Here is a 16,400-nt window from a genome sequence, read left to right on the forward strand (position 1 = left end):
TCAAGTCCAATATATAGAACGACACGATTGATAGGTTTTCCCTATGGATCTCCGCCAGGTCAGGTACTTCATCGCGGTGGCCGAGGAGCGCAGCTTCACCGCTGCCGCCCGCCGGCTCAACCTCTCGCAGCCGCCCCTCAGCCAGCACATCCAGGCCCTGGAGGCCGAGCTCGGCACCCAGCTGCTCTACAGGACGAGCCGCAAGGTCGAACTGACCCAGGCCGGCGAAGCGATGCTGTTGCGCGGACGGGCCATCCTGCAGCAGGTCAAGTCCGCGGAAGACGAGGTGCGCTCGATCGGCGCCGGCCTGATCGGAACGCTGGATCTCGGCGCGACCGGCTCCATCCTGCGCGGTCGTCTTGCGGAGCTGCTTGCGGCCTACCGGGAGGTCGCGCCTCTGGTCAGGATGACGGTGCATGAGCAGGCGCCGGCGCTGCAGATCGCGGCGCTGCTCAACCGCACCACCAACATCTCGCTCATTCGTGGCGTTCCCGGCGAACGCGACCTCACCAGCAAGCTGGCCTGGCGAGAGGAGGTGGTCCTCGCGGTGCCCCGCGGCCACCATTTGGCCAAACGCAAGCGCGTCGCGCTCGCCGAACTGGCGTCGGAGGACCACGTCATCCTGGACCCCGACAGCTCCGATTTCGCGCGCTATGTACAGAGGTGCTGCGTCGACGCCGGCTTCCTGCCGAAAGTGTCCCAGCAAGTCGTCGACGCGCAGTCGATCCCGAGCCTGATTGCGGCCGGCTTCGGCGTCGCGCTGGTGCCGCAATCAATCGCGCGTTTCACGACAGCCGACATCGCGTTTCGCCCGATCCGCCCCTCACCGCCCGCGGCCGACGTCTTCCTGGTGTTCAGAGAAGACGAGACCTCGATGGTGGTGCACAATTTCATCAAGCTTGCGCTGCGTTATTTGGGGCAGAGGAAGAAGCTGGGTTAGGGCGAGGGGCGGAAGAATAAGCCGCGATCATCTACATGGTATTCAACAGCACACGCCCATCACGTCGCGGAAGCGATCAGCCGTAGTCGCAGCGTGCCGGCTCGGCTGACGGCCTAAAGCGTGATCTGATAGCTGGACACGTGTGGCACGAGGGTAGCGTTGCTCGAGATGTGCTGTTCGATGATCAGGCGGGGGGTTTGAAATCGTATGAGATGCGTCCAGCCGGCAGGTAGAACAACGCGATAACCGCACCGCCCCTGACCTCGGGATAGTGCCTGCTGCCCGGATCGGGCGCCGTCCAGCCCGGTCCCTGCCAGCCCTGCAATCCCTTCAACTCCGCGCCCTTGTTCAAGGGCACCACAAGATTGAGCTCGCCATAGGGATGGCCGTGATACTGCCCGCGCAACACGTCGTGCTCATCTTCGTCCTTGAAGCGGCGCGGATCAGCGCTGTTCATGTAGACAGCGGTGATGCTGAACTGGAACGTTTCGGGGGTCGGCTCCAGGATGCGGCTGCGCCGGTAGTTTGGACCATCCACCTCCTGGTTTGCCGCCCATCCCTCCTCGACCCCGATCTTGATCAGGCGAGCCAGATCCTGGTAGAGCGCGCTGTTTTCGCCATAGGTCTCGTTAAGCCAGCGCTCCATTTCAGCTCCGGGGGTCATGTCCTTGACTTCCCGGAGAAACGAAATGCTCCGCTGGATCAGTATTTCCCGGCTTCCCATGGTGATCTCTCCTCTTCGATCAAGTCTTACACTTCGAATCCCTGAAACGTGGCGAACTCATCAATAACCGGCCGTGGCATCAATTTTTTCTGTCTCCTCGACCTTGGCCTTCCCGACCGAGATGCCGCACACCAACGACGGAATCAGTGCGGCCACGCTGAGCCAAGAATGATCGAGCAGAAGTTCTGACGGGCATAGTTCATGTCCTTCAGCGCGAGGACATCGGCCTTCACGTTTCCGAACGTCGTCAGCGGCTTCTTGATGATGCCGTTGGCGAAGTGATCGATGATGTTCTCCTTGAAGTTTGCCTCGCGCGGATGATGGACGCAGACATGGTCGCGCTGTTCATGCGTGAAGTCGTGATAGGCAACGCCGAGCACGTCCATCTCCACACCGGCGGTCACCAGCGCGATGGTCGGGCGCATATGCTGGGGGATTCCGGGCGTGGTGTGGAGCGCGATGGCAGTCCAGACGTCCTCGATGTCACGCTCGGGCACGCCGTAGGTTTTCATGAATTTGCGGGCGGCATTGGCGCCATCGACCTCGAAGCGCAGATCGGGGCTCGAATATTTCTCGGTGAGACCCATGTCGTGGAACATGGCGCCGAGGTAAAGCAGCTCCGGATCGTATTTCAGCCCGCGGCGCTCGCCGCTCAACGCGCCCCAAAAGAAGACGCGGCGACTGTGGTTATAGAGCAGGTCGTCTTCGGTATCGCGCACGAGCTGCGTGGCGGCACGCGCGATTGCACTGTCGGGCACCCGGATGCCGGCGATGATCTCGGACATGGCGCAATTTCCTCGGTTGGATAACGGGCTGGTTGTTTGTCGGAATTAAGCAACGAAGCCCTGCGCCGGACAACGAGCGGGATGCTATGGATCAGGACAGCCGTACGTCGTTTCCTGACAAAAGGCCGCTCGGAGCATTCAGGGAACAGGAGGCATCGGCCTCCGATAGCTCGCGAACTATTCCGATTCCGCCCGCCGGAAGCTGGCGCGGTATTGGACAGGAGTCACGCCGAGACGGGTGCTGAAGACAATCCTCATCCGATCCGCCGATCCGAAGCCGCAATCGAAGGCAATGGCCTTCAGCGGTCGATCGCTTGCTTCCAGCATCATGCGCGCGGCATCAATACGGGCACGCTCGATGAATTCGTGCGGCGTGGTCCCGGTCACCTGCCCGAAATGCCGAGCCAGATTCCGGGCGCTCATGCCGACGACAGCGGCAAGCGACTCCAGCGTGTGGCGATCCCCAATATTGGCCATGACATGGTCCTGGATGCGCGCGATCGGCGATTCCGGATCGGCAGGCGCCGTGAGATAGGGACTGAACTGCGACTGTCCGCCCTGCCGCTGGGCAACCACGACCAGTCGCTTGGCGACTTTGAGGGCCGTTTCCGCGCCGTGGCGCTGCCCGACGAGCGCCAGGCCCAAATCTATCCCCGCCGTCACGCCCGCCGCGGTGATCAGCCGTCCATCGCGGACATAGATCAAGTCCGGCTCGACTTTTGCCTTCGGAAACCTGACAGCCAGCGCCTGTGCATCCTGCCAATGAGTCGTAACCCGCCGATCGTCGAGGAGTCCGGCGTAGCCGAGCACAAAAGCCCCTGTGCAGATCGATCCATAAAGGCTCGAGCGCCACGGCAGCTCCTTGATCCACTGAAGCAAGGACGGTTCGGGCTCCGCTTCGGGTGGCGTCGGAGTGCCGGCCACCAGAACGATGTCGAAGCCGCCCGCCGCCTCTTCGAAGGTCAGGTCGGCGACCATGCGTATGCCATTCGACGCGCGCAGCGGATTGCGGTGAGCAGCAACCAATACGGCTTCGTAGCGATCCGCGCTGCCGAGAAACGTGTTCGCCTCGCTGAACACGTCCATCGGACCCGCCACGTCCAGGGCCTGGACCCCCTCACAGACGACGATCGCGACAGCTTGTACCGGCACCTGCTCCTGCCTCTCCACCGTGGAGCCTCATTATGCAGGTAGTCCGGACCCTGTAAAAGGTCTGGCGCGATCCGGTAGGCAACAGGACGAACATCCGCGCATCCCGGAAACAGGCGAATTTGTCGCGCCGCTATTGTGATCCCGGCGCCTTGTCTGGCGTCGTCAAGGGCTCGTCCTTGGAATCCACGACGAAGACCGCCAGTAAGCTGGCGGGCTCGTTGTCACTCGCGTTCTCACTGACCCTGTGATGTGAACCGGGCATTTCGTAAAAGCTTTCGCCCGCGTGATAGACCTTCGCGGGTTCGTCGCCGACTTGACTGCGGATGGCCCCGGACAGGACATAGGCGTAGATAAAAGCTGACGCTGCGTGGTGATGAGCGAGCGATTTGGCTCCGGGAGGATAAGTCACCGTCACAGCAACCAGCCTCTTTCCTTCGATATTCGGCAGTGCGTGCGCGAAGGCGACTTTCACCTGCTCCCGATCCTGCGCGATCGCTGGCGAGGCTCCCAGGGCGATCGCTGTCGCTATCAGCGGGACGGCGGCCGTTCGCAGCGCTCGTCTCGCTGCTTTTGCCGACATGGCTCGAGGATTTGATATAGCAGCAACCCGGTAGGCAAATCCACTGATCGACATCATCGCACCTCTTCTTCTAGCGAGCTCATTGCGCGCCGATGGCCGGATGGAAGAGGCCAGCGGGTCGGCGCCGGTAGCTTGCGCGCGCTCGGGATTCAGCTCCTGGAGCGCAGGATGCGTCCTATTCATGATGGTGAGCCTTATGCTGGGAATCCGGGAAGGGCGATGCAGCGATCAGGTCGCAGGCGTTGGGGCTCTTGAACCCCGGGATGAAACGTTCGCAGACGGCGGCGTTGACGGTGCCATACGTCGTCGCCGGCTTGTGCGCAAAACCGGCGAAATACTCCTGAATGAAGCCTTCCTTGAAATTTGTGCGCGGGTACTTGGCGACGATTTCCTCGCGTAGCTCCGCGGGAAATTGATCGAATCCCACCCCGATGACATCGAGAAGCACACCGGAGTTGAGGAGCGCCACTTCGGGCCCCATATGCTTCGGGATGCCGGGGGTGGTATGCAGCGCAATCGCTTGCCAGACGGTCTGCACCTGGTCTTCAGCGATGTTGTGGGTGCCAAGAAACTGTTTGGCGGCATTTGCGCCATCGACCTCGAAGCGCTCGTCCGGGCTCGAGAACTTCTTGATCAAGCCGAGATCGTGAAATGCGGCGGCGACGTACAGAAGCTCACGGTCGAAGCGCAGATTCCTCTGACGACCCTGCTCGGCGGCGAACAGGTAGACACGGATCGAGTGATTGAACAGCAGATCGGTGGAATGCTCGCGCAGGATGTCTGTCGCCTCTTTCGCGAGCAACGAATCGGGAATGACGAGAGCCTGGGCCAAATTTCGAATGGTCATTGTTGCGTCCTTTCAAGTTTACCGTGGGGCTTGGCTGCGCGTTGCGCGCAACGACGAAATTCGTGCTGATCAACTTGCTCCGACGGCGAGCACGATCTTTCCTTTCGGCTGAGGCCGCACGCGTTCCAGCATCAAATGTGCCTCGCGCGCATCCGCGAGTGGCAAGACTGCCCCGACGTTTGTTCGTAGTTTGCCATCATCGATGAAGCGAGCGATCTTCGTCAGATATTGGCTCGTGACGTCGACCAAAAAGAAGGTGGCTTCAACACCGTAGCGCTTTGCAAGATCCTGATCGGGGCGGGACACTGCCGAAATCAGCTTGCCGCCGCGACGAAGGACCTGGAACGAACGGCTTTGGGTTTCGCCGCCGACCAGATCAATCACAGCGTCGGCGTCCCGAACTTCGTCCTCGAAGCGCTGCGTCCGGTAGTCGATCACCGTGTTTGCGCCCAGAGTGCGCAGGATGGAAACATCGCCCGTCGATGCGGTTGCGACAGTTTGCAAACCCGCGTCACGAGCTAGTTGAACCGCATAGGATCCAACGTTGCCTGCCGCGCCGTGAATGACCACCGTTTGACCTGCTTTGAGGCGGGCGTGATCAAACAAGGCCTGCCATGCCGTTACGGCAACGACAGGAACGGACGCGGCTTCAACGTGGGTCAACGAGGTCGGCTTATTCGAGACCATGCCCCCCGAAGCTAGAGCGTATTCGGCGTAGGCCCCGACAAACTGCGGATTTGTAACACCATAAACCTGATCTCCGACACGCAGTTCGGAAACCCCGGACCCCATCGCGACGATTTCACCAGACAGATCCGAGCCCAGAGTGAGGGGGAGCGGTTGCGGCAAAGCGCTCTTGCCGGATCTGATCCAGCCATCCCAGGGACCGACACCAGCGGCCTCGACCTTGACCAGGACCTCGCCAGGACCTGGCTCGGGTCGCGGCACGCGCTCGAACTTCATGACGTCTGGCGACCCAAACTCGTGCACGCGCCAGGCCATCATTGTTGAATGAGTTCCCTCTCCGTTTGCCTGAGAAACGATGCTGCTCGGGATCATCACATTCTCCTTGCGCTCAGCTTGTCATGATTGCCGTCGACCATTCGTTGGGTTGCGCCGACGGCTCCCGGTTGCCTTCGCCGGCCGATCCGAGGGCGACGCCTCGCTTGCCACATATCGCAATGGATGGTGCCCAGGACAACGAACGCGATCCTGCGGATCAGGACAGCCGTACGTCGTTTCCTGACAAGGCCAGTCGAGCCTTCACGGCGTTAGAAGCGGTGCCGTCGTCGGATCATTCTCGATCTATTCCGATTCCACCCTTTCGAAGCTGCTGCGATGTTGCGTGAAAGCGGGTGCTCATCTTGACGATCCGAAGGCGCGAGGTGGCGAAGTTGGCTACATCGCGAAAATTCACGATCGCGGGGGAGCTTTTCGTTATTGGCGGGCAGCTTGGCTCCCTCAAGCAAAGCGGTCAGGCCGAAACGCGTCCAGGTTCGGAGGGACGTTTCGCCTTTCGACGAGGCCTGCAACGATGCGGCTCGTGACGCCGGCCAGGGTCATGCCGAGATGTCCATGGCCAAACGCGTGGATCAGGTTCGGGTAACCTCGGCTGGGTCCGATGACCGGCAGGGAATCGGGAAGAGAGGGACGAAAGCCGAGCCACTTGGATTGAACGGGTCCGAGATCCGGGAAGAGCTTGCGGACGCCGCGCTCCAGAAGAGCAATCCGGTTTGGATTGAGCGGGGCTTCGAGCCCGCCGAGCTCGACCGTTCCCGCGACCCGCAAGCGGCCGGCCATGGGCGTGACGTAGAAGCCAAGATCGATCGGGCTAACGGGCCTCTTGATCGGACAGGCATCCATCGCGAATTCGATGTGGTAACCGCGTTCGGTATCGAGGGGAATATTCTCGCCGGCCTGCTCGGCCAGAGGCCGCGACCATGCGCCGGCGGCGAGGACAACCGTACGCGCGTCGATCGTGCGATCGCCGCATACCAAACGGAACATTGCGCCGTCCTGTGGCTCCAGCCGATCGGCACGCGCGCGCTCGAACAAAGCGCCTCTTGCCGCGGCCGCGGCCGCCAGCCGGCTGGTCAGTGCGGCCGGATCGACGGTGTGAGCCGCATCTGGGAAAAAAATGCCCCCGGCCGCCGGAGGAAGCGCAGGCTCCATCCTTGCGACCTCTTCCGGCGTCAACCGCTCCTGTCGGACGCCGAGTTCGCTCCGCAAGCGAGCGCCCCATTCGCCGTCGTCTCGCGGCATTCTTCCCCGATAGAGATAGAGGCAGCCCTCAAATCGAAGAAGGTCCGACAATCGAGCCTCTTCGGCGAGCTCGCGCCAAGCCGGCATCGCGTCCTTGAGCAAATCCGCGAGCGCGTAGGCGTTGCGGCGCGCGTGAACAGGCAAGGCTTGCCAAAGAAAGCGCGACAGCCACGGAATGAGCGCGGGCAAGGCAGCCAGCCGCATGGCGAAAGGGCTGTCCGGATCGACAAGCAGGCTTGGCAGATTCCGCAAGACATCGGGGTTGCCGACCGGTGCACAGGCGTAGGGAGCCAACGTCCCGGCATTGCCGTAGGAGGCACCCGAACCCGGCTCGTTCGGGTCGACGACGACAACCTCACGGCCGTCCCCGGCCAGCCGAAATGCAATCGCAAGCCCGATGATTCCGGCCCCGACGATCGCGACGTCCGTTTTGATCAATTCCGCCACGACACCTCAGACCGCGCCCGAGATTTCGAAGTGACCTGCATTCAGCAGGTCGGTCATGATCGAAAGCGCCTGCCGCAATTCGCCGGATGACGGCGCGGCGCCCACATTGATTCGTACAGCATGGGCGAGAGTTTCGCGTCCCACGGCGAACGCATCGGCGGGAAGCACGCCGACGCCACGCTGACGGCAGGCGCGGGCGAACGCCGCGCCACGCCAGGGTTCAGGCAAATGCAGCCAGGCATGAGGCGACATCTCTTGTGTCTGAACATCGAATGCCGTGAGCGCATCGCGCAAAATGGCCTGCCGCCGGCGCAACTCCTCGCGCTGGACTTCGATGATGCGCTTCGCGGTCCCCTCTTCCAGCAAAATGGTGGCGATGAGCGCCGTGAGCGGGCTGATGCTCCAGCAATCGATCCGCAGGGCGGCTGCGACATTGCCCAGGACTGCGCGCGGCGCGACCACGAACCCGTAGCGCAATCCAGGCGCAATGCATTTCGACAGGCCGCTAATGTGGACGGTAAGTTCGGGCTCAAGGGCAGCGAAAGATGGAACGGCGCGATCGAGCAACGGACGATAGACATCGTCCTCAATGATCAGCACGTTGTGGCGGCGCGCGATCGCGGCGAGTGCGCGGCGGCGCTCTTCACTCAATGTAACCGTTGTCGGATTGTGCAGACTGGGTACGACGAAAACCGCACGCGGGCGCAAGGTCGCGCAGGCGGCCTCGAATGCGTCGGGCCGCATACCCTCGCGGTCGATCGACACCCCGCGCAGGTCGACGCCTTGTGACCGGCAAAGTGCGCTGACGCCTTGATAGGTGATGGAATCGGCCAGCACGATATCGTCGGGTTGCGTCAGGGCCCGCAACACGCAGGCAAGGCCGTGCTGGGCCCCGTCGGTCAGCACGACACGACCTGGATCGCCGTCGCCCGCGACTCCGTCGAGCCAATCCGCCACCGCGGCGCGCGCCCATTCCGGGCCTTCCGGAGGATGGTAATCCTGCAAGGCGCTGAACCTGCGATCCCTGGCGATATGCGGCAGCAGCAGCGCGAGCGCCTCGCGATAGGCCGACGTGGCCGGCCTGTTGACGGACAGATCGATCAAGCCGGCCTCGTCGCTCGGAGCCGATTTGAAGCCGCCTTCCTCGGTGTCCTTGCCCGCGACAAGGGTCCCGCGGCCAGGACGCGCCTCCACAAGTCCTCGCTGTTGAAGCGCAGAGAAGGCACGCGTGACGGTCGTGACATTGATGCCGAGCAGGCGCGCGATTTCCCGGTGCGGTGGCAGCCGGTCGCCTTCAGCCAGTTCGCCGCGCGCAATTCGCTCACCGATGGCATCCGCCAAACGCTGATAAATTGGTCGATCGTTGTTCGGCAGTTCCAGATTTTCGAGCATTTCAGCTTGGCGCCCCGACCGTTCCTGTCGTCAGCAAAGCCTTCTTAACATGGAGAAAAGTACCAGACAATCAGACTTGTATGCATACCAACAGGCTTTGACAGCCTATTATATGGCACGATGTCTGCCATAAATTGCATCATTTGACCAGCTTGACGCCGTTATTTTCGCATTGTACGGTCACCCAATCTCCTATTGTGTGATCACATAACTACGGCAAAGCGCCCTGGAGGTGGAGCGATGATTTCAACCGGACAAAGTTCGTCGCTTCGAGAAGCATTGGCCGAAGGCGCGCTCTCCTCTACGGGCGAGCAAGGAGCCGTCGCTGGTAGGAAGACGGGCACCGCGGCGACAAGCAAGCCGGCCGCCGGTCGCGAGAATGCGAAACAGACCGACGCCAAGTTTGTCGAGTTCATCGACGTCGAGAAAATGTACGGCCATTTTCAAGCCGTCCGCCGCCTGAATCTCAGCATCGGCCGCGGCGAGTTTCTGACATTCCTCGGACCGTCAGGCTCCGGCAAGACCACGACTTTGAACATGCTGGCGGGCTTCGAACGTCCCAGCCAGGGCGTGATCACGCTCGACGGCAAATCGGTCGATCGCCTGCCGCCCTACGATCGGAACATCGGCATGGTGTTCCAGAACTACGCGCTGTTTCCGCATATGAGCGTGGCTGATAACGTCGCCTTCCCGCTTTCGGTACGGAAGGTCCCCAAGGCCGAGATCGGGCCGCGCGTGACCCGTGCGCTCGAAATGGTGAGGCTGGAGCGCTTCAGGGATCGCAAGCCGACGCAACTCTCCGGCGGTCAGCAGCAGCGCGTCGCGCTCGCCCGTGCGCTCGTCTTCCAGCCAGCCCTCGTTCTGATGGACGAGCCTCTGGGCGCGCTCGACAAGAAGCTGCGCGAGCATATGCAGATCGAGTTGAAGCAGATCCACGAAATGCTCGGCGTAACCATCGTCTACGTGACGCACGACCAGAGCGAAGCGCTGACGATGTCGGATCGCGTCGCGATCTTCGAAAACGGCGCGATCGTTCAAATCGGAACGCCGGATGCACTCTACAACGAGCCCGCCACCGCGTTCGTCGCCAGCTTCATCGGTGAAAACAATGCGCTGGATGGCATCGTCGAACGCGTCGAGGGCGATCAATGCCTGGTCACGCTGCCTACGGGATTGAAGACGACCGCGATGGCGATCGGAGACCTTTGTCCCGGCGCACCAGTCCAGTTGGCGGTCCGGCCTGAGCGAATCGCGAGCGCTGGCGGCGACCATTCGGACAATCGTTTTCAGGCGACGGTCGACGGACGGATCTATCACGGTGACCATCAACGTCTCCTCGCGCGTCTACCGAGCGGGCAGGTCCTGACCGTCAAAATTAGCCCCGATGCAACAATGGCAGCGGGCGAAGCGATCGACCTTGGCTGGCGCACGGCCGATTGCCGGGCTTTTCCGGCGGGCGTCGCCCCGGACGGCAACACCGCGAACACAGGGAGCGTTTCATGAAGCTGATCTACAGGACGACCTTGCTTGCCTTGGCAAGCGCCGCGATCGTTGCGCAAATCCAGCCTGCCGGCGCCGCGGAGCTCACCGTCATGGCGACTGGTGGCGAATGGCAGTCGGCGCTGCGGAAGGCCTGGTTCGACCCGTTCGCCAAGAAGGCGGGCATCCAGTTCAACGAGCAGGAATACACCGGCGAGCTCGGCAAGATCAAAGCGATGGTCGAGACAGGCAACGTGCCGATCGACCTCGTGACGGTTGAAACATCGACGGTGCTTCAGGGCTGCGACGCCGGCGTGCTCATCCGCCTCGACTATTCCAGGATCGCTGATCGTTCGCGATTCCTACCCGGCACGGCTTTGGACTGCGGCGTCGGCATCGACGTATATGGTGACGTCCTTGCTTACGACACTACCGTGCTGAAAGAGGCGCCGACATCGGTGCTCGATATCTTCGACACCAAGAAATTCCCTGGCAAGCGTGCCATGCGGAAGGCCCCGGCGCAAAATCTCGAATGGGCTCTGATGGCCGACGGCGTGCCGATCGCCGACGTCTACAAGGTGCTGGGAACTCCTGATGGCGTCGACCGCGCCTTCAAGAAGCTCGACACGATCAAGAAGGACATCGTCTGGTGGGAGGCCGGCGCGCAGCCGCCGCAACTGCTCGCATCCAAAGAAGTCGTGATGACGACCGCCTGGAACGGACGCATTCAAAACGCGATCGACAAGGACAAGCGGCCGTTCGCAATCGTCTGGAACAACCAGATCGTTGAATACGACATGATCGCCATTCCGAAGGGCGCAAAGAACCTCGATCTCGCCTACAAGTATCTCGCCTACGCAGCCGAACCCGAGGTGAGCGCGCAGCTGGGCCAGCATATTCCCTATGGTCCGGTCATGTCGGATGCGACGCCCTTCGTTCCCAAGGATGTGCTGCCGAAACTGCCGACGGCACCGGACCACATGAAGGCCTATCTGGTCGGAGACGTGGAGTTCTGGGGCGACCATGGTGAGGACCTGGTGAAGCGATTCAACGCCTGGCTCGCCCAGTGAGATAGCGCGCCGACATCGCGATCGGACGGCCCTGCCCGATCGTCAGCGACCACGCGAGGTGATGTTTATGTCGTCGATCGCAATATCAGGCTTCAAAACACGGACTATCGCGACGGATCGCAGCGACAGCCTGCGACCATTGGCATTGGCCGCGCCGCTACTGCTCCTGCTCGCCTTCAGCTTCGGCGCGCCGATCGTGGCGCTGCTGTCGCGCGCCGTATACGAGCCGACCATTGCCAATGCGCTTCCACGTACCGTCGCGGCTTTACGGGTAGACAGCGCCAGGGGCGTGCCGGGCGAACCGGTCTTCGGCGCCTTCGCGGCCGATCTGAAGGAGGCACAGGCGGCAGGCGCAATCTATGAATTCGCCAAAACCCTCAACACTCGCCTGCCCGGCGCGCGCAGCCAGGTGTTGCGCGTGGCGCGCCTTGCCGGTCAGGACCGGGGGGTCACCAAGGAGGCGATAATCAAAGCCGCGCCGCTTCTAGGCGAAGACCAAAGCTGGTCAGCGATCCGAACCGGTACGAACCGCTTCACCTCGTTCTTTCTCCTCAGCGCGTTCGATCTGCGCTGGACCGACCAGGGAACGATCGGCGCGGTACCGGCGCATCAGGCCGTCTTCACCCGGGTCTTCGGCCGGACCTTCCTGATCGCGACGCTGGTGACGCTGGCGACGCTGGCGCTCGCCTTTCCACTCGCCTACGTCATGACCAATGTGCGGCCCGTGATTGCCGGCATCGTACTCGTCCTGGTGTTGCTGCCATTTTGGACGTCGATCCTCGTGCGCACGGCGGCATGGACCGTGATCCTGCAGAAGTACGGCCTGCTCAACGACCTGTTGCTCTGGCTCGGCGTGACGTCGGAGCGTCTCGAGCTGATGTACAGCCGGACGGGCCTCATCATCGCGATGACGCACATCCAGCTGCCCTTCACGCTGCTGCCGATCTACAGCGTGATGCGCGCGGTGCAAACGTCGCAGCTCAGGGCAGCTCAGTCGCTCGGCGCCCGGCCCTTCACCGTGTTCCGCAGGGTCTATCTGCCCCAGGTCATGCCGGGCGTTCTGGCCGGCTGCCTGCTCACGTTCATCCTGTGCCTTGGCTATTACATCACGCCGGTCCTGATCGGCGGCGCAAGCGACCAGCTGATCAGCAACTTCATCGCCAACTACGTCAACGTCGAACTGAACTGGGAAATGGCGGCGGCGCTCAGTTTCGTGCTGCTCGTGTCCACGCTCGGCCTGTACGTGACAATGACACGCTATCTCGGTCTCGACCTCTTCAAGATGGGATGAAGCGCCATGCTGTTGTCGCCCTACCCGACCACCACTGAACGGATCCGCGTCGCCGCGCTGTGGATCTGGTGCGTGCTGGTGCTGATCTTCCTCGTTGTGCCGATCTTCGTGCCGGTGCCGCTGTCCTTCAACAGCGGGTCATTCTTCACCTTCCCGCTCGCGGGCATTTCGATACGCTGGTACGAAGTCGTGCTCGGGACACCGCGCTGGCGCGCCGCCATCGGCAACAGCCTGCTGGTCGGGGCAGGCGCAACCGTGCTCGCGACCTTTTTGGGAACGCTGACCGCGATCGGCTTGTCGGATCCGAAATTCCCGGGGCGGCGCTTCGTCGTGCCGCTCTTGATTTCGCCCCTGATCGTCCCGGTCGTCGTGACGGCCGTCGGCACCTATCTCTTCTACGCGCGCATTGGACTCGCCAACACCTATGCCGGCATCATCCTCGCCCACACCGTGCTGGCGAGCCCGTTTGTCGTGGTGACCGTCGGAGCCAGCCTCTCGGGGTTCGATCGCAACCTGATGCGGGCGACGTCGATTCTCGGAGCGAAACCGCTGACCGGATTCCTTCGGGTCATGCTGCCGCTGATCCTACCCGGTGTATTGTCCGGCGCAGCCTTCGCTTTCGTGACGTCCTTCGACGAGGTCGTCGTCGTACAGTTTCTCGCCAACGCCCAGCAGCGCACCTTGCCACTCGAAATGTTCACCGGCTTGCGCGAGCAATTGAGCCCGGCGATCACGGCGGCCGCTACATTGATGATGGGTTTGTCGATCCTGCTGCTGATCGTGGCCAATCTGCTCGGCCGCCGGTCGCGGCAAAGCGGCAGCGCCCTGGCCGAGTGAGGCCTCATGTCTTATCACACGACGATCGACGGCACCCGCTGGGCCTTTCATGACCTCAAGACGCTGCTCGCCAAGGCATCGCCGGCCCGCTCCGGCGATGCTCTGGCCGGCCTCGCGGCGCAGAGCGCGATCGAACGTGTCGCCGCCCAGATGGCGCTGGCTGATCTCCCTCTCAAGACCTTCCTGAATGTCGATCTCGTGCCGTATGAGGAGGACGAGGTCACTCGTCTGATCCTCGACAGTCATGACCTGGCGGCATTCGAACCGGTGTCCCACCTGACCGTTGGCGGATTCCGCGAATGGCTACTCGACACGCGGACCATGACAAGCCATCTGACGGCGCTGGCCCCCGGCCTGACCCCGGAAATGGCCGCCGCCGTGTCCAAGATCATGCGCGCGCAGGACCTCATCGCGGTCGCCGCCAAATGCAACATCGTCACAGCTTTCCGCAACACGATCGGACAAGCGGGTCGCCTCTCCACCCGGCTGCAACCGAACCATCCGACCGACGATTCCCGCGGAATTGCCGCCAGCCTGCTCGACGGATTGCTGTTTGGCGCCGGTGATGCAGTGATCGGCGTCAATCCCGCGACCGATACCTTGCAGGACTATATGCGCGTCGTCAGCCTGCTCGACGATATCAGGGAGCGCCTCGATGTCCCCACCCAGACCTGCTGCCTCGGTCATGTCACGACAGCGATCCAGGCCATCAATCTCGGCGCCCCGGTCGATCTCGTTTTTCAGTCCATAGCCGGCTCGGAAAAAGCCAATCGAGGGTTCGGGGTCAGCCTGTCGGTCCTGACGGAGGCCCATGATGCCGCGCTTTCGCTGGCGCGCGGCACGGTCGGCCGGAACGTCATGTATTTTGAAACCGGACAAGGCAGCGCATTGTCCGCCGACGCGCATTTTGGAATTGACCAGCAGACGATGGAAGCGCGCGCCTACGCGATCGCGCGGCGGTTCACGCCGCTGCTCGTCAACACGGTCGTCGGCTTCATCGGTCCCGAATATCTCTATAACGGCAAGGAAATCACGCGGGCCGGGCTCGAGGACCATTTTTGCGGCAAGCTGCTCGGCGTGCCGATGGGATGTGACGTCTGCTACACCAATCATGCCGAGGCCGATCAGGACGACATGGATGGACTGCTGACGCTGCTCTGCGCCGCGGGCGTCACCTTCGTCATCGCGGTCCCCGGCGCCGACGACGTCATGCTGAACTATCAGAGTCTGGCGTTTCACGACGTCCTCTACGCCCGCCAGACTCTCGGCCGGCGATGCGCTCCGGAGTTCGAGGATTGGCTGCAGCGGATGGGCCTCACCGACGCAGACGGTCGTCTGCTCGAGAAGCCGGCGTCCGGAGCGATCGGCCCGGCCATTGCACAGATCGAGACGATGAAAGCCTGATGATGCGAGACGAGCCGCAAGCTCAGAGCGATCAGCTCGTAGTAGCCGACAAGCTCGCGCGCCTGCGACGATTCACGCCGGCGCGCATCGGGCTCGGGCGAGCCGGCTCCGGGCAGCTCACCGCCACGAGCCTCAGGTTCATGCTCGATCATGCGCGCGCACGTGACGCCGTTCACGCCGCACTCGATTTTGATTCTATTGGGCAATCATTGTGCAAGCGGGACTGGAGTGTCGTTGCTGTCCGGAGCGCCGCTGCCGATCGGGGCGAGTATCTGCGCCGCCCGGATCTGGGACGCCGCCTCTCGCCCGCCGATCGCCTTGTCATCGACGGCCAGCAACGCGGCAACGATGTCGTGATCGTCGCCGCCGACGGCCTCTCCGCATCCGCTATCGAAACCAACCTTCTGCCGTTGCTCGATCATCTGCGGCGGCTCCTGTTAGCGCAAGCAGTCTCGATCGGACCACTCGTTCTTGTCGAGCAGGGACGCGTTGCGATCGGTGACGAGATCGGTGAACTGCTTGGCGCCAAGCTGGTTGTCGTCCTGATCGGGGAGCGGCCCGGCTTGTCGGCGGCGGACTCGCTCGGTGCCTATGTGACGTGGCGGCCGCAGATCGGCACAATGGATTCGAGCCGAAACTGCATATCCAATATTCGTCCCGCAGGACTGTCACCGGAAGACGCGGCGAGGCAGATCGTCGGCGTGATCGGTCTGGCGTTCAAGCATGCCATGACGGGCGTCCTGCTGAACGATTTTCGGGGTGCTGACGCAATCCCTGTCATCGGGCCTCGAGAATAGGCGAACCCGACTGACCACCCGACCGCCGGCGCCGATATCGCAAGCATCGTGGTTGCGAAGGCTGAATTTGAACTTACGAGACTTGGCGGCTCTTGTGAGACAATCCACGAGCGCTCTTCGTGCCGGTCATCTAGCGAAGGCAATCGTGCGAGGAGCGAGCTGCAGCGTGGAAAAGCGTAGTTTTGGTGCCCAGGGGCGGAATCGAACCACCGACACTGCGATTTTCAGTCGCATGCTCTACCAACTGAGCTACCTGGGCGTGCTCCAAGAGAGGGGCCAAAGCCCATCGAGCGGGCGGTTTATAGTGGGCCGAGAGCTGCCTGTCCACCCACGCTTCGCCGTTGACCCCGTGCCGCGCGGCCCGGTTGTGCACAAGCCCGGGCAGGCCTGCCG

At 62.3% G+C, this 16,400-nt stretch carries 15 protein-coding genes and 1 tRNA gene; 7 read left to right on the top strand and 9 right to left on the bottom strand.

The window, feature by feature from the left end:
• Positions 1 to 43: 43 nt before the first annotated feature.
• On the top strand, positions 44 to 940 hold the full coding sequence (locus BM374_RS12840; protein ID WP_092292554.1) for a LysR substrate-binding domain-containing protein: 897 nt from the start codon (positions 44 to 46) through the stop codon (positions 938 to 940).
• A gap of 184 nt (positions 941 to 1,124) precedes the next feature.
• Here BM374_RS12840 and BM374_RS12845 read toward each other — a convergent pair whose 3' ends face one another.
• The 8 genes from BM374_RS12845 to BM374_RS12880 form a co-directional block, all read right to left on the bottom strand.
• Positions 1,125 to 1,664: a 4-hydroxylaminobenzoate lyase gene (locus tag BM374_RS12845; protein WP_092292556.1), complete on the bottom strand. Its 540-nt coding sequence runs from the start codon at positions 1,662 to 1,664 to the stop codon at positions 1,125 to 1,127.
• Positions 1,665 to 1,807: 143 nt separating this feature from the next.
• The gene (locus tag BM374_RS12850; protein WP_092292558.1) at positions 1,808 to 2,449 is read right to left on the bottom strand and encodes an HD domain-containing protein; all 642 of its coding nucleotides are present in this window, start codon (positions 2,447 to 2,449) and stop codon (positions 1,808 to 1,810) included.
• A gap of 177 nt (positions 2,450 to 2,626) precedes the next feature.
• Positions 2,627 to 3,601: a GlxA family transcriptional regulator gene (locus tag BM374_RS12855; protein WP_092293428.1), complete on the bottom strand. Its 975-nt coding sequence runs from the start codon at positions 3,599 to 3,601 to the stop codon at positions 2,627 to 2,629.
• A gap of 130 nt (positions 3,602 to 3,731) precedes the next feature.
• Positions 3,732 to 4,154 carry a cupin domain-containing protein gene (locus tag BM374_RS12860; RefSeq protein WP_177248315.1) on the bottom strand — a complete coding sequence of 141 codons (423 nt, stop codon included), beginning with the start codon at positions 4,152 to 4,154 and terminating at the stop codon, positions 3,732 to 3,734.
• Positions 4,155 to 4,356: 202 nt separating this feature from the next.
• On the bottom strand, positions 4,357 to 5,028 hold the full coding sequence (locus BM374_RS12865; protein ID WP_092292560.1) for an HD domain-containing protein: 672 nt from the start codon (positions 5,026 to 5,028) through the stop codon (positions 4,357 to 4,359).
• A 69-nt stretch (positions 5,029 to 5,097) separates the two neighbouring features.
• On the bottom strand, positions 5,098 to 6,087 hold the full coding sequence (locus tag BM374_RS12870) for an NADP-dependent oxidoreductase (RefSeq protein ID WP_092292562.1): 990 nt from the start codon (positions 6,085 to 6,087) through the stop codon (positions 5,098 to 5,100).
• A gap of 402 nt (positions 6,088 to 6,489) precedes the next feature.
• On the bottom strand, positions 6,490 to 7,737 hold the full coding sequence (locus BM374_RS12875; RefSeq protein WP_092292564.1) for an NAD(P)/FAD-dependent oxidoreductase: 1,248 nt from the start codon (positions 7,735 to 7,737) through the stop codon (positions 6,490 to 6,492).
• Positions 7,738 to 7,743: 6 nt separating this feature from the next.
• Positions 7,744 to 9,129 (bottom strand): aminotransferase-like domain-containing protein, encoded by a 1,386-nt coding sequence (locus tag BM374_RS12880; RefSeq protein ID WP_092292566.1) that lies wholly within the window; start codon positions 9,127 to 9,129, stop codon positions 7,744 to 7,746.
• Between the two features lie 240 nt (positions 9,130 to 9,369).
• Here BM374_RS12880 and BM374_RS12885 point away from each other — a divergent pair, with 240 nt between their 5' ends.
• The 6 genes from BM374_RS12885 (at position 9,370) to eutC (ending at position 16,007) form a co-directional block, all read left to right on the top strand.
• Positions 9,370 to 10,632 carry an ABC transporter ATP-binding protein gene (locus BM374_RS12885; protein WP_092292568.1) on the top strand — a complete coding sequence of 421 codons (1,263 nt, stop codon included), beginning with the start codon at positions 9,370 to 9,372 and terminating at the stop codon, positions 10,630 to 10,632.
• Positions 10,629 to 11,678, top strand: a complete 1,050-nt coding sequence (locus tag BM374_RS12890; protein ID WP_092292570.1) for an ABC transporter substrate-binding protein — start codon at positions 10,629 to 10,631, stop codon at positions 11,676 to 11,678. The genes BM374_RS12885 and BM374_RS12890 overlap by 4 nt, the downstream gene beginning before the upstream one ends.
• Positions 11,679 to 11,874: 196 nt before the next feature.
• A complete protein-coding gene (locus tag BM374_RS12895; protein WP_244552581.1) occupies positions 11,875 to 12,969 on the top strand; it encodes an ABC transporter permease in 1,095 nt (364 codons plus the stop codon).
• Positions 12,970 to 12,975: 6 nt separating this feature from the next.
• Complete coding sequence (locus BM374_RS12900) at positions 12,976 to 13,806, top strand: ABC transporter permease (protein WP_092292574.1); 831 nt, start codon at positions 12,976 to 12,978, stop codon at positions 13,804 to 13,806.
• A 6-nt stretch (positions 13,807 to 13,812) separates the two neighbouring features.
• Complete coding sequence (locus BM374_RS12905) at positions 13,813 to 15,210, top strand: ethanolamine ammonia-lyase subunit EutB (RefSeq protein ID WP_092292576.1); 1,398 nt, start codon at positions 13,813 to 13,815, stop codon at positions 15,208 to 15,210.
• Complete coding sequence (eutC, locus tag BM374_RS12910; protein ID WP_210188576.1) at positions 15,210 to 16,007, top strand: ethanolamine ammonia-lyase subunit EutC; 798 nt, start codon at positions 15,210 to 15,212, stop codon at positions 16,005 to 16,007. Before BM374_RS12905 ends, eutC begins: the two co-directional genes overlap by 1 nt.
• Before the next feature lie 183 nt (positions 16,008 to 16,190).
• Here the strand turns inward: eutC and BM374_RS12915 are convergent.
• Positions 16,191 to 16,266 (bottom strand) — tRNA-Phe (locus BM374_RS12915).
• Positions 16,267 to 16,400: the final 134 nt, after the last annotated feature.

It is taken from the genome of Bradyrhizobium sp. Ghvi, from assembly GCF_900115265.1.
In the GTDB taxonomy this organism is placed as follows: domain Bacteria; phylum Pseudomonadota; class Alphaproteobacteria; order Rhizobiales; family Xanthobacteraceae; genus Bradyrhizobium.

Coding starts and splice junctions, on each gene's coding strand:
- BM374_RS12840 (WP_092292554.1), top strand. CDS start 44: ATGGATCTCCGCCAGGTCAGGTACTTCATCGCGGTGGCCGAGGAGCGC.
- BM374_RS12845 (WP_092292556.1), bottom strand. CDS start 1,664: ATGGGAAGCCGGGAAATACTGATCCAGCGGAGCATTTCGTTTCTCCGG.
- BM374_RS12850 (WP_092292558.1), bottom strand. CDS start 2,449: ATGTCCGAGATCATCGCCGGCATCCGGGTGCCCGACAGTGCAATCGCG.
- BM374_RS12865 (WP_092292560.1), bottom strand. CDS start 5,028: ATGACCATTCGAAATTTGGCCCAGGCTCTCGTCATTCCCGATTCGTTG.
- BM374_RS12870 (WP_092292562.1), bottom strand. CDS start 6,087: ATGATCCCGAGCAGCATCGTTTCTCAGGCAAACGGAGAGGGAACTCAT.
- BM374_RS12880 (WP_092292566.1), bottom strand. CDS start 9,129: ATGCTCGAAAATCTGGAACTGCCGAACAACGATCGACCAATTTATCAG.
- BM374_RS12885 (WP_092292568.1), top strand. CDS start 9,370: ATGATTTCAACCGGACAAAGTTCGTCGCTTCGAGAAGCATTGGCCGAA.
- BM374_RS12890 (WP_092292570.1), top strand. CDS start 10,629: ATGAAGCTGATCTACAGGACGACCTTGCTTGCCTTGGCAAGCGCCGCG.
- BM374_RS12900 (WP_092292574.1), top strand. CDS start 12,976: ATGCTGTTGTCGCCCTACCCGACCACCACTGAACGGATCCGCGTCGCC.
- BM374_RS12905 (WP_092292576.1), top strand. CDS start 13,813: ATGTCTTATCACACGACGATCGACGGCACCCGCTGGGCCTTTCATGAC.
- eutC (WP_210188576.1), top strand. CDS start 15,210: ATGATGCGAGACGAGCCGCAAGCTCAGAGCGATCAGCTCGTAGTAGCC.